This window comes from Bacillus sp. M5A3_1b, from assembly GCF_053345335.1.
In genome coordinates, this window is record NZ_JBKEZY010000021.1 from 1 (window position 1) to 20205 (window position 20205).

Annotated in this window: 17 protein-coding genes and 9 pseudogenes; 6 read left to right on the forward strand and 20 right to left on the reverse strand. The window is 33.5% G+C overall.

Annotated features, from left to right (window positions below):
* The first annotated feature begins 1035 nt into the window (after window positions 1–1035).
* Complete coding sequence (locus tag ACLBWW_RS28090) at window positions 1036–1311, forward strand: hypothetical protein (protein WP_431124058.1); 276 nt, start codon at window positions 1036–1038, stop codon at window positions 1309–1311.
* A gap of 67 nt (window positions 1312–1378) precedes the next feature.
* On the opposite strand, the pseudogene ACLBWW_RS28095 reads toward ACLBWW_RS28090, so the two are convergent.
* From ACLBWW_RS28095 to ACLBWW_RS28120, 6 genes and pseudogenes are all read right to left on the reverse strand, one after another.
* Window positions 1379–1601, reverse strand: a pseudogene (locus ACLBWW_RS28095) (DUF2642 domain-containing protein).
* A 227-nt stretch (window positions 1602–1828) separates the two neighbouring features.
* Window positions 1829–2062, reverse strand: coding sequence for a hypothetical protein (locus ACLBWW_RS28100; protein WP_014895257.1), 234 nt, complete (start codon window positions 2060–2062; stop codon window positions 1829–1831).
* 297 nt (window positions 2063–2359) lie between these two features.
* Complete coding sequence (locus ACLBWW_RS28105) at window positions 2360–2506, reverse strand: BC1881 family protein (RefSeq protein ID WP_107135186.1); 147 nt, start codon at window positions 2504–2506, stop codon at window positions 2360–2362.
* 548 nt (window positions 2507–3054) lie between these two features.
* On the reverse strand, window positions 3055–3516 hold the full coding sequence (locus ACLBWW_RS28110; protein ID WP_000486312.1) for a CarD family transcriptional regulator: 462 nt from the start codon (window positions 3514–3516) through the stop codon (window positions 3055–3057).
* Window positions 3517–3733: 217 nt separating this feature from the next.
* A pseudogene (locus tag ACLBWW_RS28115) lies at window positions 3734–4393 on the reverse strand (acyl-ACP desaturase); the annotation flags it as partial.
* Between the two features lie 192 nt (window positions 4394–4585).
* Window positions 4586–4807: a hypothetical protein gene (locus ACLBWW_RS28120; RefSeq protein WP_000609747.1), complete on the reverse strand. Its 222-nt coding sequence runs from the start codon at window positions 4805–4807 to the stop codon at window positions 4586–4588.
* A 371-nt stretch (window positions 4808–5178) separates the two neighbouring features.
* Here ACLBWW_RS28120 and ACLBWW_RS28125 point away from each other — a divergent pair, with 371 nt between their 5' ends.
* The gene (locus tag ACLBWW_RS28125; RefSeq protein WP_000291468.1) at window positions 5179–5775 is read left to right on the forward strand and encodes a cupin domain-containing protein; all 597 of its coding nucleotides are present in this window, start codon (window positions 5179–5181) and stop codon (window positions 5773–5775) included.
* A 204-nt stretch (window positions 5776–5979) separates the two neighbouring features.
* Here ACLBWW_RS28125 and ACLBWW_RS28130 read toward each other — a convergent pair.
* Window positions 5980–6096 (reverse strand): annotated as a pseudogene (locus ACLBWW_RS28130) (IS6 family transposase); the annotation flags it as partial.
* Between the two features lie 51 nt (window positions 6097–6147).
* Window positions 6148–7941, reverse strand: coding sequence for an exosporium leader peptide-containing protein (locus ACLBWW_RS28135; protein WP_447614394.1), 1794 nt, complete (start codon window positions 7939–7941; stop codon window positions 6148–6150).
* 181 nt (window positions 7942–8122) lie between these two features.
* On the opposite strand from ACLBWW_RS28135, the pseudogene ACLBWW_RS28140 reads away from it, so the two are divergent.
* Window positions 8123–8302, forward strand: a pseudogene (locus tag ACLBWW_RS28140) (zinc ribbon domain-containing protein); the annotation flags it as partial.
* On the opposite strand, the pseudogene ACLBWW_RS28145 reads toward ACLBWW_RS28140, so the two are convergent.
* Window positions 8277–8452 (reverse strand): annotated as a pseudogene (locus ACLBWW_RS28145) (IS6 family transposase); the annotation flags it as partial. The pseudogenes ACLBWW_RS28140 and ACLBWW_RS28145 overlap by 26 nt on opposite strands.
* Before the next feature lie 556 nt (window positions 8453–9008).
* Window positions 9009–9218 (reverse strand): annotated as a pseudogene (locus ACLBWW_RS28150) (Y-family DNA polymerase); the annotation flags it as partial.
* Between the two features lie 838 nt (window positions 9219–10056).
* On the opposite strand from ACLBWW_RS28150, the gene ACLBWW_RS28155 reads away from it, so the two are divergent.
* Entirely contained in the window at window positions 10057–10476 is a 420-nt protein-coding gene (locus tag ACLBWW_RS28155; RefSeq protein ID WP_048547833.1) for a DUF1259 domain-containing protein, read from the forward strand.
* A 204-nt stretch (window positions 10477–10680) separates the two neighbouring features.
* Here ACLBWW_RS28155 and ACLBWW_RS28160 read toward each other — a convergent pair.
* From ACLBWW_RS28160 to ACLBWW_RS28185, 6 genes and pseudogenes are all read right to left on the reverse strand, one after another.
* Window positions 10681–10816: pseudogene (locus ACLBWW_RS28160) on the reverse strand (M15 family metallopeptidase); the annotation flags it as partial.
* A gap of 132 nt (window positions 10817–10948) precedes the next feature.
* Window positions 10949–12538, reverse strand: a complete 1590-nt coding sequence (locus tag ACLBWW_RS28165) for a bifunctional metallophosphatase/5'-nucleotidase (RefSeq protein ID WP_447614395.1) — start codon at window positions 12536–12538, stop codon at window positions 10949–10951.
* A 633-nt stretch (window positions 12539–13171) separates the two neighbouring features.
* Entirely contained in the window at window positions 13172–14122 is a 951-nt protein-coding gene (locus ACLBWW_RS28170; RefSeq protein ID WP_048547847.1) for a magnesium transporter CorA family protein, read from the reverse strand.
* A gap of 305 nt (window positions 14123–14427) precedes the next feature.
* Complete coding sequence (locus ACLBWW_RS28175) at window positions 14428–15453, reverse strand: ParM/StbA family protein (RefSeq protein ID WP_048547848.1); 1026 nt, start codon at window positions 15451–15453, stop codon at window positions 14428–14430.
* Between the two features lie 35 nt (window positions 15454–15488).
* Entirely contained in the window at window positions 15489–15890 is a 402-nt protein-coding gene (locus ACLBWW_RS28180; RefSeq protein ID WP_048547850.1) for a hypothetical protein, read from the reverse strand.
* 123 nt (window positions 15891–16013) lie between these two features.
* Window positions 16014–16400 (reverse strand): general stress protein, encoded by a 387-nt coding sequence (locus ACLBWW_RS28185; protein WP_048547852.1) that lies wholly within the window; start codon window positions 16398–16400, stop codon window positions 16014–16016.
* Window positions 16401–16519: 119 nt separating this feature from the next.
* Here ACLBWW_RS28185 and ACLBWW_RS28190 point away from each other — a divergent pair.
* Window positions 16520–16671: pseudogene (locus ACLBWW_RS28190) on the forward strand (acyl dehydratase).
* A gap of 116 nt (window positions 16672–16787) precedes the next feature.
* Here ACLBWW_RS28190 and ACLBWW_RS28195 read toward each other — a convergent pair.
* Both ACLBWW_RS28195 and ACLBWW_RS28200 read right to left on the reverse strand, forming a co-directional pair.
* Window positions 16788–17087, reverse strand: a pseudogene (locus ACLBWW_RS28195) (prolyl oligopeptidase family serine peptidase); the annotation flags it as partial.
* A 96-nt stretch (window positions 17088–17183) separates the two neighbouring features.
* The gene (locus tag ACLBWW_RS28200; RefSeq protein WP_447614396.1) at window positions 17184–17492 is read right to left on the reverse strand and encodes a hypothetical protein; all 309 of its coding nucleotides are present in this window, start codon (window positions 17490–17492) and stop codon (window positions 17184–17186) included.
* Window positions 17493–18730: 1238 nt separating this feature from the next.
* Between ACLBWW_RS28200 and ACLBWW_RS28205 the strand changes: the two genes are divergently transcribed.
* The gene (locus tag ACLBWW_RS28205) at window positions 18731–19096 is read left to right on the forward strand and encodes a YxeA family protein (protein WP_048543728.1); all 366 of its coding nucleotides are present in this window, start codon (window positions 18731–18733) and stop codon (window positions 19094–19096) included.
* Between the two features lie 87 nt (window positions 19097–19183).
* On the opposite strand, the gene ACLBWW_RS28210 is transcribed toward ACLBWW_RS28205, so the two are convergent.
* Window positions 19184–19894, reverse strand: coding sequence for an alpha/beta hydrolase (locus tag ACLBWW_RS28210; protein ID WP_048543726.1), 711 nt, complete (start codon window positions 19892–19894; stop codon window positions 19184–19186).
* 103 nt (window positions 19895–19997) lie between these two features.
* A partial coding sequence (locus ACLBWW_RS28215; RefSeq protein ID WP_447614397.1) for a tryptophan-rich sensory protein occupies window positions 19998–20205 on the reverse strand: 208 nt, incomplete at its 5' end.

A 20205-nucleotide genomic window follows, 5' to 3' on the forward strand; every position in this document is an offset into this window, starting at 1 on the left:
TGAAACTAGTTGCCCCAAAACAAAAAATGTATATTTTCACCTGGAGATGCCAATTTTCTCGTTTTGGGGGTACTATAAAATTTTAGGTTGATAGCCATGTGGCGGGACCCCTCAAATAACTTTTTTAAGTAAAAAGTACTCACATTTAGCTTGGACAAGCATATATTATTGCATAGAGACCCTCCATTTATAAATTTTAATCTAAGAGCATTGTTATCTACTTGAATTAACTTTCTTTAATTTATTATTCGGACTAATCCACCAGGATTTTCAGCGTGAAATTCATGTAACTCTTCATTAACCGATTATGTTATTAATTAGAAACCAGCCTTAGAAACCCTATGTATAGAGCTTCATTTTAAGTTGCACCGTCTTAAGGATTCATACATACAATGAATTACTTTATTTCAATATTGTTTTGGTCATAGAGCGCCTTAAAAAGCGCTCTTTATCTTTAAAATTTATCAAGGGCAAGTATATACTGCTATATCGACGTTTTTTACTCATCTGATTCCAAAACCCTTATCCAGGAGCACAATTATTTGTTTGCTTTTGAATATTTTTTGTAAAATAAAAATTTCATCAATATATTAATTTCTAAATATTAAAATTATTTTATTGCAATTACGTGTCCATCTTTTACTTTCGCTTCAAAGATGATACTTCACTTTTGGTCCTAGTTCCCCCTAGGACTTTTTTTATTCCATTAAGGATTAGCACCGTACTATCAAGCTAATAAATGTAAATACATCAAAAACAAAAAATCTCACTCCTTATCAATGTTTATTTATCTCTATTTTCATTATTTACATAGACAATGTATAAATAGGGGTATTTTTTAACGAGCTAGTAACAACAAAAAATCAAAATCATCAATACACATTATTGACCACATTTTAATTGATTCCCTGTACGTTCAAGAATTAGTTTGTATATTTGAGTAGATGTGTGAGACAGATGTAAATTTAGGAGGATCCAATATTTTCTATTCAAACATGATACAATAGAAACATATCCAAAATGGAGGAACAACAAATGAATCCAAACACAAAACAGTTTATTTATGATATCCAGCAAAGAAAGAATAATTATATAGAAGATGTATTAACAGCAATACAACACCCTAAAAAAGAGCAATCTGAACAGGTCATTCAAAATATAGTAGAGAAGATGGATATGATGATTAGTTTAGTTACTACTTACATGAGGATTGAATCAGGATCAACGGCAAAATTAAAAGAACTTCAGGAAGAAATTATTCATGCTCAAGGATATATTCAAAAACGAAAATTTGAAGAAACACAGAGATAAAACCCTGTGTTTTTATTCAGTCGTCTATGACGCTAATCTGCTATAAATCCAATTAGATGTATTTTGATTATTGTTTTGGCATAATCCATACAATTTGTTGAATGCGTACAATATAACGGTACTGTATCTTCAATGAGCAAATGATCTGGTTTCACACCCTTTAACTTTCCTCTTACAGTTTCAATAACCACATGTTTACCAATTACCGATTGTAATGTCTGATATACGTAGTGATTAAGTACACTTACCATATATTTCTCACTAAAGTCATTTCCCTCCAAATAACACATTCTATAAGACTCCTTTCTAACTTACATTCTTTCTCTTAATAAATGATATAAATCTTATAAATATGCTAGAAGGATAATTCATTATATGAACGAAAATAACATTTTAATAAGGTGCATTTTCTATTCCTAAATTGCAAAAAATTATTTATATAAAGTTACTTTTACTAGTTAATAGGTGATGATATAGGGATACTTTGAATGTATATCCTTTCAAGATATGTATCATTTTAAATACGTCCTTTATTAGAGTACTGCTCATACTTTTTTTGAGATTCTTTCGTAATACGTGCGTTAAGTAAAATTGCCAACAATAAAAACACTCCATATTTTCCTCCTGTAGCTCCTATGATAATCACACTACTACAAACAAGTACAATTAATAGGATAAACGAAACTAAATAAATACGATCATAATTCTTTGACATCTTCTCGTATTTTATGCGCTCTTTCCTTGCATCCATCTAAATTCCTCCTTTAAATTATCCGTTTCACTATAAGATAAATCCCGCTCTTAAAAAGAAAACAATCTATCGTTTCAAATACTTAGTTTGTTTTTGATCAACTAATGTATATAAAATAAAAAGAAATCCTACCAATATTAAGCTTTCCACTATGATAATCCCCACCCTCTCCTTCCTTTGAACCCCATCACATCAGATGGAATATATGTATATCCTGTTATTAGCCGTAGCAAACAAAAAGGATCTTCCCTTCTCGTAAAGGCTGATCCTTTTTTTCGTTCATTCAACTATTTTTAGCTATTCTTGATTAATTAGAATCACAGCTGGTCCATCTACACGAATTCCACCAACTTCGATTTTTTCATAAGGCTCAACTGTAATAGAAATAATCCCTTCTCGCTTCTTTAATTCATTACTTAATTCTTTTGTTAACATTGTTTTCATGTGTGCACTCCTTCTTACTGCTTAATTTACTATTGTTATGTAAATAAGATTAAAAATGGTTTCCTGGTCTGGAAACCATTTTTTGTAGTTGACCATATGGTGTTACCAGTTCGTTTATCAATTTTACGTAAAGAAGATAAACAATTACTATTCACTGTCTCAGTAGATGTAAGGAACTCTTAAAGAGATAGCGGTGAGATTAATTGTTTTTTCTTCTAGAAATAATGACTTAGATAATATATTACCTAAAACAATGAAAGCCCTACCTCTCTTTCATCCTTACGGATCCTTGTCCGTGCCAGTGTGAATCAGGATTGCAAAAATCAAGTGACTATTTAATCGAGTTATTTGATGAAACTTTGAACGTTCGTAAAAGAAATTTAAAAATAAAAATGGATAAGATTGAAGTAATAACAAAAGAGGGTCCTACTCTAAAAGTGAGTTGAAGAAGCTGAATGTCTTTGAAATGATTTACTTTTAATAATCATCATATTCCCGAAAAATTCAGGATATTCCCGGGGGATGTAATACATTATCTATAATGAATCTTAACAGAAACTTTTTATTTGATTTTCAGTGATTCCTTTAATTAATCCTAGTTCACTAATCAAAAATTCATGTGCGTTATCCAACATTTTTTTTTCGCTTGTATTCAGTGCCTTTTCTTTCTTCATACGCATTAAATCACGTACAACTTCAGCACCATCTTGTATTTCACCCGTTTTTATTTTGTCCGTGTTCACTTTATACCTTTGTTTCCACGGCAATAATTTATCTGATTCTCCATGCTGAAAAATGTGTATAATGTGTTTTAATGCAAGTATATCAGTAACTGGGCGTATACTCGAACTTAGTATTTTACCCATAGGAATCATGACTTGCATATTACTGATTGACATTTTTATAACATAATACTGTTGTTTTTTTCCTGAGAATTCTTTTTCTTCTATGGCTTCAATTATACCTGCTCCGTGCATTGGATAAACAATGTTATCGCCAATTTGAAACATATAATCCACCTCCATATATGGTAACTTCCTTAACCTTAACACACATGTTATTTTTTATCAAATATTTTATAATATCATAAAATCATTTTTATCGTCAATCCCTTTTTTAACAAAAAATAAATTAAGTAGAAAACACCCCCAAAACAATAGGGAGTGTGTCAGATTTCCCATAAAGGGAAGGGGAATTTCCCCGCTTATATTCTGAAATCTCTACTCATTAACGTAGATCAGTTTTCCCTTGAAAACGACCAAATCGATCCCGTATTTTTTTCAATCTTGTGTGGTATTCCAAAATCTCAATTCTTGCTTTTTCAGCTAAAGGTGCAATTGGTCGTAAGTCTTTTACCCCCCAATAATCAACCACTACATCAAGTACTTGATGTAGTGGTCCATAATTCGCTTCTTTTGCAATTACAGCCATTCTATTTTCAAAATCAGGCATGACAGCACCTCGCATTTTAAAATTCCTAATCACATTGGCAATATAATAGCAATAATTAGGTTCCAATTCTAAATGTGTTCGAATGACGTCTCGATAAAACGCATATTGAAGAGTTTCCTCTTTTGCAAGACGGCTTAATAATGTAGCAAGATCTCGATCATGCTTACTTGCAATCTTAGCTACATTATTGTAAAACACCATCGTTGCAAGTTCTTGTAGCGTCGTATATGTCATCGCTTCGATTGGTGTGTGAAAATCAGGTTCAAATCCACCCTCAACGACTGACTTTCTTAATTCATGTAATCGTTTAGGGTTCACACTTCGAGTGAGTAGTAAATATGTCTCCAACAAATTCGAATGTTGATCTTCTTCTGAAGTCCAAGTATGAATAAAATCTGTAATATCAGAAAGAGACCCTTTAAAAGTCTCAGATAGTTAGAGAAAAAAGAGTATAGATATCTACACTCTTTTTTTATTTACATTCCTATATAGAGTATCAAGACAAGTTGTCTTAATGCTCTATATCAAGGGTGTTGCCAAGCCAAACAGACCAAAAACGAGGATTTTGGGAAGAGTTCCCCAGTGGTTGTATATACAGTTTAAAAGTAATTAAAAACAGAAGGATGATTAATAAAGTGGAATTGTTGTAAAAATGGTAGGATATATACTTTGAGGTGTATATTCTATAGAGGGATGATATTGTATGGTTTCATAATAAGGTATAGCGGGATGTTGATAGTATGGCATATGCTGCATTGCATGATATACTGCATGCATTGTTGATTGAGCTCCATGGGTTGTATAGACTGAGCCTATTGCCCTGTTTTTAATACAGTAAGGATTTATCATAATAATTCACCTCAGTTAATAATTAAATAAACATTTATATAATATGTCTAAAAACTAAACCGTGTCACATCAGGATTATGCAGATTTATAACGATAATGAGATAAACCTATTCATACCAAGCATTATGAATAGGATATACGCTATTAATAATATAGCAAGTTGTTTATTTTAAATGCTTTAGAAGCTCTCAAATTGACTTATCAAAATTAAAATATAGGATTTAATTCCAGATTCCCCCCTGAAATCCATAATTGTTTCCGTACCCCTTTTATGCTAAAAAGCCTTCTTTACAAAAGTTACCTTTAGTCTAAGTACATTAACTTAACCAGTGCATAGGATAATTTTATAAAATCGTGAAGGGTTGATAAAAATGTACTATATTCCTTTTATGTATCCATGTCCTTATTATGTTAATGTACCGTATAACTATGGAAGACCGCCTGTTTACTGGACTTTCCCCAATGAGATAGAGTATGCAAACAGATTTGATTCTTTTAGTTTTTCCGACGGTGTTGGAAGTATTTCGTTAACAGATTATGGATCAGAACCATTTGTTGTTAATATAAATGAAGCAACAAAACAAAACAATAAGTATCGTACTGCTTTATGGACAGGTAAACATTTACAAGTTACCTTAATGAGCATCAATATTGGCGAAGATATTGGCTTGGAAATACATCCTAATGTCGATCAATTTTTACGTATTGAACAAGGTCAGGGGATTGTTCAAATGGGCAAGAGTAAAGATAATTTAAACTTTAAAAGAAATGTCTATGATGATTTTGCAATAATGATACCTGCGGGAACATGGCATAATGTAACTAATACAGGTAATATTCCGTTAAAACTTTACTCGATATACGCTCCTCCAAATCATCCATTTGGTACCGTTCATGTTACTAAAGCAGATGCATTGGCTATGGAAGAAAGTTATAGTCATAGCAATAAGAATACAGTTAGTTATTAATCAAGCTTTATTATAAAAAAGAATGCACATTTTAATTTGTGTGCATTCTTTTTTTATTAATCTATACATAAAGACTTTGCAAGAAAATCTAATACAGTTGTGTTCCCAAAAGTAATGATCTTATTTTTTCGAAATTACATCGATATTCAATCTCTACTTCTTCTGACGGTTTCTTATACTTTATAAAAAACCAAAACATGTCACCTACCTCTGCAAGGTTATAGCTGTGTGAAAAAACTTGATTCTTAATATAGAATGTACACGTTTCTTAATAAAGTGATGCTCTTGTTCTACAATGTTATTCAAATATTTTGGTGGTCTTGTTTTGGGGCATAGTAACATATTAAACTTCTAAATTACATCTATACGGTATCAAATCAACATAAGCCAATAACAACTAGTTAATGGCAGGTTAGGTGGCTCTGAGATTACCGTTGTATTATACCCCACAATAAAACTAAGTGGAGTGGTTGCAGAAGCCCATCCTAGAGTGAAAAATTGATTTGCAATTGTATTACCCGAACTAAAAATAGGTGTTTGACCGATAGAACTCGAGTCAATTCCGATAATTCCCTTTCCGGCAGTATTTTGGATACTGTTACCATTAACTTCTATGAATTTAAATATAGTAAAGTCCGCGTTAAACAATAAAACAGGTACATTTCCTTCATTTACTGTTGTGTTGTTTAAAAGAAACAAACCAAAATTTGTACCAACAAATTCCTCGATATCTAACAGGTGTCTTAATGTAGCCGGAGATAAGTTGTCTTGTGTATTATTGCTTATTACTAAATTCCCTTGAAGTGTGCCTGAATTAACGGTTATATTGGTTATGATGATAAATCTGCATCTCGTGTTACCTGAGTCAGACACAAAGGTGTTACCGTCAATAATACTTTGCCCTGAAGTAGAGGAAATAATGATATAGAAGTATCCGTTGTTAGGTGAAGCAGCGGGGGCATAGGTAAAATTACAATTTGTTATTTGGAATTCAGTTGCTTTAATGGCGATACCGAGTTCACATACTGAAATTTCACAACTATCAACATATATTCCTGTTGCTAACAAATTATTAATTGAAATAACAGACTCTACACTCAAAACAGAAGGGAAATTTTGGACAATTGACATATTACGAAAAATAACGTTAGATACTGTAACATTAAACATAGAGATTACAGTATTCAAGGTAGTAATGACGGTAGTTGCCCCTATTCCTTGCCCCTCAATCGTTACCGATTTATTAACAGTAACAGTGGATGTAATTATAAAGGTCTCAGCGTCAAGTAATAACCTGTCACCATTATTAGCGACAGCTAAAGCTGCATCAATTGTAGTATAAGTCTGCGTTGAACCCACAGGAATTGTGGCACCGGTAGGTGCTGGAATAGCTCTGACCATTGGAGGCACTGGCTGAGAGAGCTTATAATATGTTCTCCCTGTGGATAGGTCAATGTAAATATCTCCTAAATTTCCAATAGCGCATGTTGGATCTCCAACTCCTGTTAAAACCATGGTACCTGTTTCTCCTGTAGGTCCGGTTGCTCCCGTTGGTCCGGTTGCTCCCGTTAGCCCGGTTGCTCCCGTTTCTCCCGTTGCTCCGGTTGCTCCCGTTGCTCCCGTTGCTCCCGTTAGCCCGGTTACTCCCGTTTCTCCCGTTTCTCCCGTTGCTCCGGTTGCTCCCGTTGGTCCGGTTGCTCCCGTTTGCCCGGTTGCTCCCGTTTGCCCGGTTGCTCCCGTTTCTCCATTTTCTCCCGTTGCTCCTGTAGGTCCGGTTGCTCCCGTTAGCCCGGTTTCTCCCGTTTCTCCCGTTGCTCCGGTTGCTCCCGTTAGCCCGGTTGCTCCCGTTTCTCCCGTTGCTCCGGTTGCTCCCGTTTCTCCCGTTGCTCCGGTTGCTCCCGTTGGTCCGGTTGCTCCCGTTGCTCCAGTTGCTCCGGTTGCTCCCGTTGGTCCGGTTGCTCCCGTTTCTCCCGTTGCTCCGGTTGCTCCCGTTTCTCCCGTTTCTCCGGTTGCTCCCGTTTCTCCCGTTGCTCCGGTTGCTCCCGTTGCTCCCGTTGGGAAAGTAAAGGAAGGAATAGCTGGAAACGTCGGCCCAACTAAACTAGAATTCAAGGATTCAACCTGAATCCCTTCCCATTTCCTATGTTCATTTTGATTATTAAACATACTATTACCTCCAAATAGAAAATGCTCATTCTTTGGAAGAGGAAACGGCTTTTACCTCTATCCTCTATAGTAGTCTATGTAGAGGGGATTCACCAATTTACCTATATTATGAAAAAACAAGAAATAGAACGCTCTTTTCGGTTCTGTTGCGATGTTTCTTAAACTAAGTTACAACTTAAGTGAATATAAAACAAAATGGTATGATAAACAAGTGGTTATGGTATTTAAAACATTTGCTTCTAGTCAACTATGTTCCAATTGTAAATACAAAAACAAAGACTTTAAAAATCTAACAATTCGTGAGAGGGATTGCCCTTCTTGTGGCGCACATCACCATAGAGATAACACCAGTCTCTCTTAATTTTGATATAGATTTCAGCCAAATACCAAGATAAGCATGCAGATTTATTTTTCACTTTCCAAATTTGATAGATGAGATTGCCATATACATGATGGGTTTCGGGTGAACTGAAATACTACGTTCTTTCAGGATTTCAGATACATCGAGATAAATTTAAAATGTGAATGTGTGAAAAAGCGTCGTCCATCATCATGATACGGCTTTTTTGCTCTGCTCTTTTTCGCATACACATAGAGTATGGTGTAGAGTGCAATAATGAAACGCGAGGTGTACATGGGATTCAGCCGAGATACGTGTAAAAACGGGTCATATCCTAGGTTTTATTTCCATAATATGATCTTTTTCTGTTTTTCATATAGATTTTTAACAAAACCTATATGAAAAACAAATCATTCTTTGTATAAATATGTACTTTAAGTTGATGGATGTGGGATAGCACCACATCCCTATCAAGCTAAGATTATATAACTTTAGTTACACATGAGTTTTTTCTAAAGTATCAGTCCATTTTATTTAAAAAACTGGAGCCAGTTAATATAACAGCTTTTGTATTACCTAACATTATTTCACTCTTCCCTTTCCAATCTCTGAAAAAAATGAAGATTTCCAATTAATTTCGCCTCAGAAATTTTTCTATTTTGAGAAAAATTAAGATAACCTTTGATATAGTTATTAAATTTAATTTAACTCTAAAAAAAATGGCAATATAAGCTCTTGCCATCTTCTTTATTCCTAACGCTTTTAATGGCGGTGTTGCTGCTAATACGATTGATCCACTGCGGTTTACATCTCCTACGACAGCCAATTTTGTATATCGTGGATCAAGCCCTTTTTTAATACATGATACGCTTGCATAAAAGCTACGAAGATCTACACAAAGAATAATACGATTCGGTAAAAGAGAATAATCATACAAGGTTATCACTCCTAACAAAAGAACGTTTGTTCTTATTATATACGAACTCATGTTCTTTTTAAAGGTATTTTCATGAAAATTTTGGTTAAAATAACCGTGCATGAACATTTTTCAAGAAAAAATCAAGGAATTCACCTCTATATTTTTTCTATACTGAAAAATGTAAATAGATACAAGAAGAAACAACTAGATTCTTCTTGAATAGATACGGTATTTTAGAACCCGTTTTTTAGTATTCAAACTTAATCCTGTATTTAAAAGCAATATACTTATATAAGAAAGACTTATTTCGAAAAAGAGTACTATTTAGCAGTGCTTGTTTATAGAAAATAAATTATTATTGATTATTTTCTCAACGTTGTTTTCTAGTTTTATCATTCAAATTTAGACACATATTTATCTAACCTACATAAACTAAAAGCGTATAATTGCATACTTTATCGATTTTTTATAACAATATCTCGAACGGACTATCATGAATCATAAATTTATTAACCCGGATACACGAATCATCTTCAATGAAATCCTGAATATCCAAATAATATCGCATGTGTTTCTTTTAAAATAAACATTGGATACATTAAAATCACAGCCTGTTTTTTGAATGCTAAAGAAAGATTGTTTATCCCGCATTAACGGGCAGTAAAACCCCCACCTCAAAATTTAGCGGAAGCAAAGAAGTTAGGTGGGGGATCAACTGCCCGTAAAAGCCCGATTGGTTCAACTAATAATCAGTGAGGGATGAACAAAACCCCCACTGATTAAAGTTTCACTTTATCTGTATCTCCTCAATCGAATCTCTAATTACATAATTTTGTACAAGAAAGGAATTGAATTTATGCAAAATTTTAATTTCCTTTGTGAACAATTTGCTACAATACTTAAAGGGAAAGGTAAAAGAAATCAAGGTGGTTGTTCAGTGTCTTTTCACCGCGATTTTAGGGTGCTTGTTCAAGGAAAACCGAGTACTTCTGTAGTGCCCGTGGGAGTAAGTTTTGAATCGTTGGATCCAAATGGTAATGCATTAAATTTAGGCGAAATCGCTGTTCTACAAGAAGAAATTCCTGCATTTATGAAATCAATTGTACAACAAGGAATCATTGTAAGTGCTTTACATAATCACTGGCTGTACATGAATCCCTTAATTATGTATATTCATATCCAGTCGGTAGAGCCTCCATTACATTTTGCACAAAAGTTAGCCCATTCTTTTTTGTCCTTAAGTAGCTATCCTATCGCTAATAATGAGGGGCAATGATTGGTGTTTCGGATATATTTACACATTACATTTTCTACATGTGCGAACATCATAAAATTATTTCACTTTGTGCCCAAAAGAAAAAACTGCCTATCAAATTTTTAGATAGGCAGTTTTTGAATCTATTAAAATAAAGTACCCTACTATTTTATAAACTACTATTCCCTAAACAAAAATACAGATTTGCAATTCACTTTGGCTTTCTTACCTCATATATTCCTCTAAAGTTAATTTTTCCTTATATATTTTTTGCAATATCTCCTACACAGCGAATACGCTAAGGCTCATACGCATAACCAGTTATATTTTCCTTTTCCTTTGGGTAACGAATGATAAACCCTGTACTCTGCATCTAGACGGTATACCCCTTGTCCACAGTAAGACTTTATTCAAACCTACAAAAAATAGATTACCTGCACACGAAAAATTATAGCGTACAGGTAATCTATTTGTTTTTGAGATTAATAAAAACCTAATTTATTTTTTGAATTCTTCCATCAATAATAGACTGAATTGGTTCTTTTGATTTTTTTATGTAATCTACTAATGCTTCAAAATCAGTTGGTCCTGTTTCAGCATCTTTACCGTTTTTAAAGGATACAAATCCATCTCCACCTGAAGCTAGAAATGCGTTCGCAACGACGCTGTAAGTTTTCGAAGGAATAATTTCTTCTCCATTTGTTAAGCGAATACTTGTTACTTTTTCTCCATTAGGCTTGTTCGCATCCCAAGTGTATTGGATCCCTGAAATTTGAAGCATTCTTGTTATGTCTTTTTGCCATTGTTGATTTAAAATATCACGAATGTCTTGGCCTGTTAAATTTACTTTTATTAATTGATTTCCGAATGGTTGAATACCATATATCTCTCCCCATGTAATATCACCAGCATCTAAGTCATTACGAATACCACCAGGATTCATAAGTGCAATTTGGGATTGCATTGTTGTACGCTGGGCATCAGCAACTAAATTTCCAAGAGTAGATTCACCAGCCGTATTTAGTTTGCGATCTAGTGGAGCAATAGACTTACCTACAACTTCATTAACAAGAGGTGCGATTTTTGCTTGATATTTCTCCATCTTCTTCTTGATTTTTTTATCAGGCTCCATGCCTTCATGGTAAGTTGTAACAATTTCTGCTTTTTTCTCAACAATATCTTGTGTCTTACGATCAATCTTTACATCAACATCAGCAAAAGCCATACCATAAGAGTTTGCTTGTACGACAAGTTTATTATTAACAGTTCCATTTACATAAGTGTGGCTATGCCCACCAAAAATAACATCGACTTCCGGATCAGTCTCATTTGCTAATCGGACGATATCACCATTTGTTACACCGTTCCCATCTGTTATACCTCCGTTATGTGCAAGAACAACGATAGATTTAACGCCTAGTTTTTTTAATTGCTTTACGGATTTGTTAATAGCTTCAACTTCATCTGTAATTTCTACATTCTTTAGCATAGTAGGCATAACAAGGTTAGGAACATCTGTTGTTACGACTCCTATAAATCCAACAGGAACTCCTTGTACCTTTTTTATAGTGAATGGTGGTAAAAATAGACGACCGGTGGATTTATTATAGAAATTTGCAGCAACATATGGGAATTTTGCTCCTTTAAAATTTCCTGTTTTCTCATGGAATCCACCATAAATAAGGCGATGCATTTCCTCAACACCTTCATCAAATTCATGATTTCCTATAGTTCCAACATCGAATTTCAAATCATTTAGAAATTCAATCGTAGGTTCGTCTTGTAATAATGCTGAAACAGGAGTACTTGCTCCAACAACATCGCCAGCATGTACTTTTAATGTATTCGGATTTTGTTTTTCACGATCACGTAAATAAGCCCCTAAGTACTCAATTCCCCCTGCATCTTTATTGTTAATTTTTTTTACAGTGTCTAGTTGCCCATGAAAATCGTTAATACCGAGCATTTGTACATCTATGTAGCGGTTTCGTTCTGTACTTGCTTGTGCTGAAGGCACAGCGAATACACTAGTAAAAGTAACTGTACTTAATGCTAAAGCAACTGGAATGATTTTTTTCAACATAAAATTTCTCTCCCCTAATTAAAATCTGACATAATACAATATTATTTTAATATATTAAGAGGATTATTTCTATAAAAATTCTACTAATTATAAAAATTAATAAGATTTTATTATTTCCCAACAAAACACTCCTTCCTCAAAAATGTGAAGATGTAAAACGACAACTTTAAGAGGGAGATGATTATTTGTAGGCTGTAGCCTACACTTTTGGATTATGATATAAAAGCCCCACTCAACTTAAGAAGCTTCACTACCCAAAATAAGAAAATGTGCATTTCTTTGTTTTGAGGATTATTCAAAATATTATCTTAATAGTAATATATCAATACATCTAAGAGGCCTAAAAAACTCTAATCAATAAATTTTAGCTGTTAAAAAGATTATTCAATTCGAAACTAATGAGTATTTATCAAGCTAACAACTCAATATCAAAATTAAAAAATTAAATAGAAATTTCGTAATGGAAGATTACAGTGGTGCACTACTCCGCATTTAAAAAGATGCTCCTGGATTTATCCAAGAGCACCTTTTTAAATGCGGAGACATCAAAACTTTAACTTAATAGGGATATAGCACTACCCCCATTAATAAATATTACTAACCATATACCTATCATATTTTTTATAAACAGGATTAATTAGATTTAAAAAAAGACTTCTTTTTCTTTACTCGTAATAAATCACCTGTCCATCCTTTGACTCGCATATATAAATACATACCACCTGTTGTAAAAATAATAAATAAGAGAGCGATTAAATAGCTATATTTCCATTCTAGCTCAGGCATATATTTAAAATTCATCCCCCACAATGCTCCTAAGGCTGTCAAAGGCGTACTTACAGCAGTTAATACAGTAAGAGCTTTCATAATTTCATTCCCACGATGAGAAGAAACAACTTCTTGTAAATGAATCATTGTGTCTAATTCTTCTTGGTACTCTTTAACGAGTTGTAATCCACGCTCTAATTTTACGTGTGTTTGTTTATAACAAAGGGTGTTTGTTAAGTTTTCTAACCAAGCTTCTTTCAGCCCTTGTAACACTTCTTGTATTAAGCGAAACACATGTGTGTTCATAAATAGTTCATGACGAATATGATAAATTCTTTCTAAAACTGCTATGTTATTATGATGATAAAAATCCCATAATACATTTCTGAAATTGTTTTCAAAGTAATCAACCTTTCGCAAGTAGTGAGATATAAACATTGATAAGATAGCACATAATCCTTCAGCGGAACTATTACAATTTTTTGTACCCATAGGGAAATTATGTATTAATTTTTGAAAATCCTCTTCCTCTTTTTCCTGAACTGTTATCAGTATTCCATGAGCTACGAAATAATGAAGAAATTTTTGAATTTTGGCGTCCTTTTTATCTTGATCATATAAAAACGAACCATATACACAAGTTTGACTTGGCGATAACGTATAAACATATAATCCATTTTCACAAGGAGAACTTATTTTCTTTATAAATTGAGAGAAATAAGATGTTACATCACGAGGGATTATAGAAGAAAGTTTTTCAAGCTCACTAGTTTTCACATGATACCAACTCCATTTCGTCATTTTTATGCATTCCATATTATTCTTCCTTTCTAAAGAGTTTTATGTTTGATCGAATCATATCCGTAATATGAAATTTGTATGTAGGTATTCATGTCTTGGAGGAAAAGTTTTTAGTCCATCTAAATTACAAAATAAATGGCATAGGAGGCCTTATTCTTTTAAAAGGAAGACCCCCTATATATTCGTTATTTTTATTCTCAATTTTAAACATTTCCTCTATATAAGCACTTTTTATCTTTTCTTATAAAGAATTTTTTATATGTGGAAAAGAAGCTACATAATTTGGCACGTCTATTCAACGAAATCCATTTCGGTCGTTATTATAATTTAGATTCATATACAGATTGATTGGTAATGTCGTCAAATACTTGACTTCCAATCAAATAGTATCCATGAAGTGCAGCCTCTTTCGAAGCGTCTACCATACGGAAAGAAGAAATTTCACCTTGTATTTTTTCAATTCGTTTTTTGTGGAGATCTACTATTCCTCCTGTCCAAATAATAGTATCGTACTGTTCTAACTTAAATTGTTCTTGTAATACACGCATAACGTCTTGGAAGTGTGCATCCAACTCTTTTTGAATCAAAGTATCCACCTGACTTATCTGAGGATTTTCTTCTCGACCTCCATATCCTTTTTCTAATATGTTTGGCATGTCGTTAATATGCAATTGATTACTTTCACCCGCATGATTCTGCAGGATATTCTTAATATTTTTCAAAGGCTTGCTACATCCTAGCTCTGTCTCATAATGATTTAAAATGACATTCTGTTTCATATCTGTCATTTCTAATGTACGAAATCCACCATCAATAATTAAGATACGATCTCGTTCCTGAATGATTCCCTCTTTTAAGAAATAGGCATGTAAAGCGACCGGTTGCTGAAGAATCAAAGCATTTTCCACCGTAATATGAATAAATTTCCCATCAATTTGCACGGAAGTTTCTTTTTTTAGTGCACGTTGTAATTGCTCATGCTGACTACCAAAACAAGTAACAGGAAGCCCGGTAACAACTAAAGGCAACACGACATTTTCTTTATAATCCTTTGCAATGCAACCAAATATTTGTTGTTTAAACCGTTCGCTTTCATAATAATTTTCTATGTCTTCGCCAAATGGAGGAAGGAATGAAGCGTCAGATTGATGTGCTTCATTTCCCATGTAGTATGCAAAGTCTAAGTCTATAAAACTTACCTTTGTTAAATCTTCACTTTCAGCATGATTAGGTACAGGGGCTAGTGTGGAAGCTTCACTCTTGATTGTCATCTCAGAATCTACATCCTGTCGATATGCCCGCTTGGTAAAGCCAATTCCTACATCAATTGCATACAGAGATTTCATACTTTTTTCCTCACTTTCTCTTTTTAGAATTAAATCTAAGCACTCTCTTCTTTCCCTTCTTTCACATATTTCTTTTCATTTTCCGTTTTTTCCCCGTCTAATTTCTTACTATTTTCATTTATTTCGTAATCCGTTTCATCTGTTTTCTTTTTGTTATTTTCGTTTTCTGTTAAGTCTTTAATGGTAGAAATGACAACTGGTGTGGCTGTAAGCAGTTGTGGTAATGTTTGTTTTGCAACATTAGCTGCAGTTACAGAAAATTGTTTACTTGTCTCAGTTACCTTCTCTAATGTTTCCTTTATGTTTCCTTCTTGTAGTTTGTCTTTTACGCTTTTTCCTTTTGTTTGTATAGCTTTCCGATTTTCTTTTTTTAACAAGGAGACCATGATTCCGGTCGTAATCCCAATCACAGCATATTTGAATATTGTATGTTTCATTTTTTCTCACCCTTCTCTACTTTATTTTCTTCAATGCTAGAACCTAAAATGTAGTCTATTTCAATTTTTTCTTAAAATAGGAAATTAGCATTATCTTACCTATTTATCAGATGTTGCAATCTATTACAGAGAATGATAATTTTGCGGCTGCCTATCATTCGCCATTGGTACTTCAGCTGTTACTAGGAGTAAAATCTTCCCTTGATCTAGTTTTTCTTCATATAAGTTAGCTTCGTCCTTCGACAACCCCATTTCCTCCATTTGATTTCGGAGTTCGTCCCCTTTTTTGGAGAAAAAGTTGATAATACTTGTACCCAATCCTTGTTCTTTTACTCCAATCGTATTTGTATTTGTATCATCCGCAATCTTTTTTGTTAGATGTTTTTCATGTGTTAAGACGTAAATGTCATCTTGGTGAATCCCTTGCAATTCTAGCTCTTTTACTTTCATAACTACTTCATGTTCATTATCATATTCATGAACCACCGGTTTTCTTTCACTCTTATGCATCGTATTTTTCCTCCCTTAGATTTTTTATTTTCTTATTTAGTTGTTATGTAATATGTAATACACCTATTTTAAAGATGTTAAACCTAAATTTTCAAAAAACTTCACACAATAGGTTACTAATGTTTTTGAATATCAAAGAAATGTCACGAGCACTTTGCTTTGATAACAATGTTACAAATAACGCTTTGTTTGGAAGGCAGGCCCCTTATTTTATAGAAAATTTCTATTTAAAAAAGTTACAAAAGGAGTACAAGATATTTTTTTTCGTTAATTAAATCAAAGGAAAATAAAAAAACACTCTTTTTAAAAGAGTGCTAAAAAACATATAACCTAATAATGTTTCTAGTTTGATTACAGAAAGAAAGTCTTTATTAAAACATATAGTTGCTAATTTAATTGCGATCTTCCTTGCACCCAAGCAGCAATATCATTTATAACATACTCAGGAATATTAGCAGGACTATAATATTCATCCGGTTTACTTATTTCTCTATCCCCTTCTGTAAAGAAATGATTTAACTTTGGATATAGTTGATAATCAACGTTATCTCGTTCTTTTAATTTTTCTTTCCAAAGAGGAATTTCGATTTTTGATTGAACTTGATAGTCTCTTTCCCCTTGAATAATAAGAAGCGGTGTCTTTTGTTCTTTTGACATTTCTGCTGCTTTAATTTTCCGGATAGAATCCTTACTTCACAGAATTTTTTCTATTTTCACTATATCCTTACTATACAAATGAAAATATACAAACTTTGCATAAAAAAATGATTTTATAGTATCTTTTTAATATCCATGTCCGCTTTGCCAACCACCGTGTCCACCTTGCCAGCCACCGTGTCCACCTTGCCAACCACTGTGTCCGCCTTGCCAACCACTGTGTCCGCCTTGCCAACCACCGTGTCCGCCTTGCCAACCACCGTGTCCGCCTTGCCAACCACTGTGTCCGCCTTGCCAACCACCGTGTCCGCCCGGCCAACCACCGTGTCCGCCTTGCCAACCACCATGTCCACCTTGCCAACCACCATGTCCACCCGGCCAACCACCGTGTCCGCCTTGCCACCAGCCTGCATAGCCTTGTCTCTGTGAGTTCATTCCTTCGCATCCCTTCTTATTAAAAATTCAAATACTGTAACTGGGTATTCTCTAAATATAATTATGTATCCCAAAAATAAATGTATCCGCAAACATCTCGATTATTGGTAAAGTAATTATCTAATGAAAAAAAATTTATCATTGCAAATCTAAGCTCTATTGTTTTTTTACTTTATTTAAAAAATTCCTGCTATTTTATTAGCATACTTTTTAGATTCAAATTCATCATAGTTACTTAGTATTGCAACAGACAAATCATTACTTGGGATCATTTTTCAACATTACATCATAATCCATAGCTGTGCTTTAGTTATACAAGGAAAAACGATACTTCACTATTGAAGTATCGCAAAAAAACTATTTACTTACATTATTATGACTATAATCCTATCCGGTATTAGTTACTCACCTAAAATTGCAACAGGGCTAAACGATTCATAATGAATCAATTCCTTTGGTACTTCCCATTTATGCAAAATCTTAATAATAGCTTCCATAAAAGGGAGAGAACCGCATATATAAAAATTTGCTTCCTTGGTAGCAATATTTCTCTGTTTAAACAAACTGCAAGTAACCACTCATCCTTAGAATGAGTGGTTACTCGGTATTTTTATATAAAGATCCATAAAAATAATGTCAGCATAAGAACCATCTTTGAACCTAATTTGGTTTATTTTCCTATCTTCGGTTTACACCACCCACCGACTCTCTAAAAGAAAAACTACTTTTACTCTTTCCTTTTATCGCTTTCAAACAATATACATTTTAATTATCATCACTTTACAATAATTCTGTGTATTTATCAAGGGATGTTTTTCAAAATAAAATATACTCATAATTAATTCACAAAATACATTTTCTAATATATATAAGGAGGTCTAATTTTATCTAGAAATGTTGTGTTTTGCATAAAAGCTATGAAGATATAAATAAAGTGAAACTTTAATCAGTGGGGGTTTTCTTCATCCCCCACTGATTATTAGCCCTCACCAATCGGACTTTTATGGGCAGCCCGACCCCCACCTAACTTCTTTGCTTTCGCTGAATTTTGAGGTGGGGGTCTTACTGCCCATTAAAGCGGGATAAAAAATAATACGATTTACACGAAAAAATAACCATACAATGTTATCCCTCCTTTAAACACCTATTTAAGAAAAACTTAAGAAATTCACTTCTAAATTCATAAGAATTTTTTCCTATACTTAAAAATAAGTAATTTAACAAGAGGAGAAACGATCATGAAGAAATTTATAATTTGCATAATAGGAATAGGTCTTCCTATATACTTACTACCTTTCATATTACGCGGTGATTTAGACAGATTTAATCCGATTGCTGAAGAAAAAAATGTATACGCCGTTGCGCAAGGGTATGGCATTCCAGATTATCATTATAAAGGCCGGGCTATTTACTTACTAAAAGGTGTCGATGAATTAAGCAATGAGAAAGAATATAAAGTGGGAACGAACACCCCTAATGATTTTATAAGAAAAACTTACTTGAAAATTCATGTGAAAGGAAAGTATGTGTATTCTTACGATCTTATCGCTGAAAAGGATATTCCGGGGAAAATAAGGGGACAATTGGAGATGGCAAATAAATAAAAGAGCCAATTCGTACGAGTTGGCTCTTTATTATCTCTCCCACCTATCGTTTAGAGAATTCTTTCGGTAGATTTATTAAATTCGTTATCATTGTTTTAATAACCACTCTTCAATTACTTTCACTGTTTCATCTTGTTGTGCTTTTGATGTAATTAAGCTCGCATTATCACCTTTTTGCTCACCATACATGCCAAAATGAGCATGGTTTCCGCCTTTTATCATGTGCATAGTTGTATTCTTTGACATGAACTTTTTATTGTTCTCTATTTTTTCTACAGTTGCTAAAGCATCTACTTCCCCATAAATTGATAACATCGGAATCGATTTCGTAGAGAAGTCATCTGCAGGATAAGAACCTAAGAAAATGATCCCGTCTACCTTGTCTTCATGTTGGAAGGCATACTTAGAAATCATAGCTCCGCCCATTGAATGCCCTGCAACATACCATTTTTGAACTTTAGGATACTGTTCCATTACACTGTCTACCGCATTGATTCCAAGTATCGCTAAATTTAGTGGTAACTTAGGCATTACTACAAAGTTCCCATCTTTTGCAAGAGCTTCTCCTAAGTAACTATAAGCCTCAGCTTCTACTTTAGCTCCTTGATAAAAAATAACCCCTACTTTGGCATCTTTCTCTCCAAAAACGATATGATCTTCATCTTTTTTATCATCCACTAACGACATAGCCTCTTTCGTTGGTTTGTATGTAAACTGAGACCAAGTTAAAAAAGTAATACTTCCTATAAGTAAAATACCTAGTAAAGAGTACAGCGTAATTTTTATCCATTTCTTCACAAAGGTGACCTCCCTAAGATGTATATATTCTATATTTCAGATTAACATTCATACACATAAAAACTCGAGCATTTTTATTATGCTCAAGTTTTTATTTACGCCTTTAATTTATACTATAAATGGTCCAAGATAAATATGTAGCAAATGCAGTCCATAAAAAATATGGAATTAGCAACCATGTCGATACTTTAGATAATTTGGAAGAAACCGCTATGAGAAGCAACGTAGTAATAGCGACTAGTAAACAATCTACTGTTGCTAAAAATAAATTTTTTTGACTGAATTGAAAGTAGCTGAACGCTTGATTGCAC

Coding starts and splice junctions, on each gene's coding strand:
- ACLBWW_RS28110 (WP_000486312.1), bottom strand. CDS start 3,516: ATGTTTCAAATTGGCGATAACATTGTTTATCCAATGCACGGAGCAGGT.
- ACLBWW_RS28185 (WP_048547852.1), bottom strand. CDS start 16,400: ATGCATAAGAGTGAAAGAAAACCGGTGGTTCATGAATATGATAATGAA.
- ACLBWW_RS28135 (WP_447614394.1), bottom strand. CDS start 7,941: ATGTTTAATAATCAAAATGAACATAGGAAATGGGAAGGGATTCAGGTT.
- ACLBWW_RS28155 (WP_048547833.1), top strand. CDS start 10,057: ATGCAAAATTTTAATTTCCTTTGTGAACAATTTGCTACAATACTTAAA.
- ACLBWW_RS28100 (WP_014895257.1), bottom strand. CDS start 2,062: ATGGATGCAAGGAAAGAGCGCATAAAATACGAGAAGATGTCAAAGAAT.
- ACLBWW_RS28175 (WP_048547848.1), bottom strand. CDS start 15,453: ATGAAATCTCTGTATGCAATTGATGTAGGAATTGGCTTTACCAAGCGG.
- ACLBWW_RS28205 (WP_048543728.1), top strand. CDS start 18,731: ATGAAGAAATTTATAATTTGCATAATAGGAATAGGTCTTCCTATATAC.
- ACLBWW_RS28120 (WP_000609747.1), bottom strand. CDS start 4,807: ATGATAAATCCTTACTGTATTAAAAACAGGGCAATAGGCTCAGTCTAT.
- ACLBWW_RS28165 (WP_447614395.1), bottom strand. CDS start 12,538: ATGTTGAAAAAAATCATTCCAGTTGCTTTAGCATTAAGTACAGTTACT.
- ACLBWW_RS28180 (WP_048547850.1), bottom strand. CDS start 15,890: ATGAAACATACAATATTCAAATATGCTGTGATTGGGATTACGACCGGA.
- ACLBWW_RS28090 (WP_431124058.1), top strand. CDS start 1,036: ATGAATCCAAACACAAAACAGTTTATTTATGATATCCAGCAAAGAAAG.
- ACLBWW_RS28125 (WP_000291468.1), top strand. CDS start 5,179: ATGTACTATATTCCTTTTATGTATCCATGTCCTTATTATGTTAATGTA.
- ACLBWW_RS28200 (WP_447614396.1), bottom strand. CDS start 17,492: ATGAACTCACAGAGACAAGGCTATGCAGGCTGGTGGCAAGGCGGACAC.
- ACLBWW_RS28170 (WP_048547847.1), bottom strand. CDS start 14,122: ATGGAATGCATAAAAATGACGAAATGGAGTTGGTATCATGTGAAAACT.
- ACLBWW_RS28105 (WP_107135186.1), bottom strand. CDS start 2,506: ATGAAAACAATGTTAACAAAAGAATTAAGTAATGAATTAAAGAAGCGA.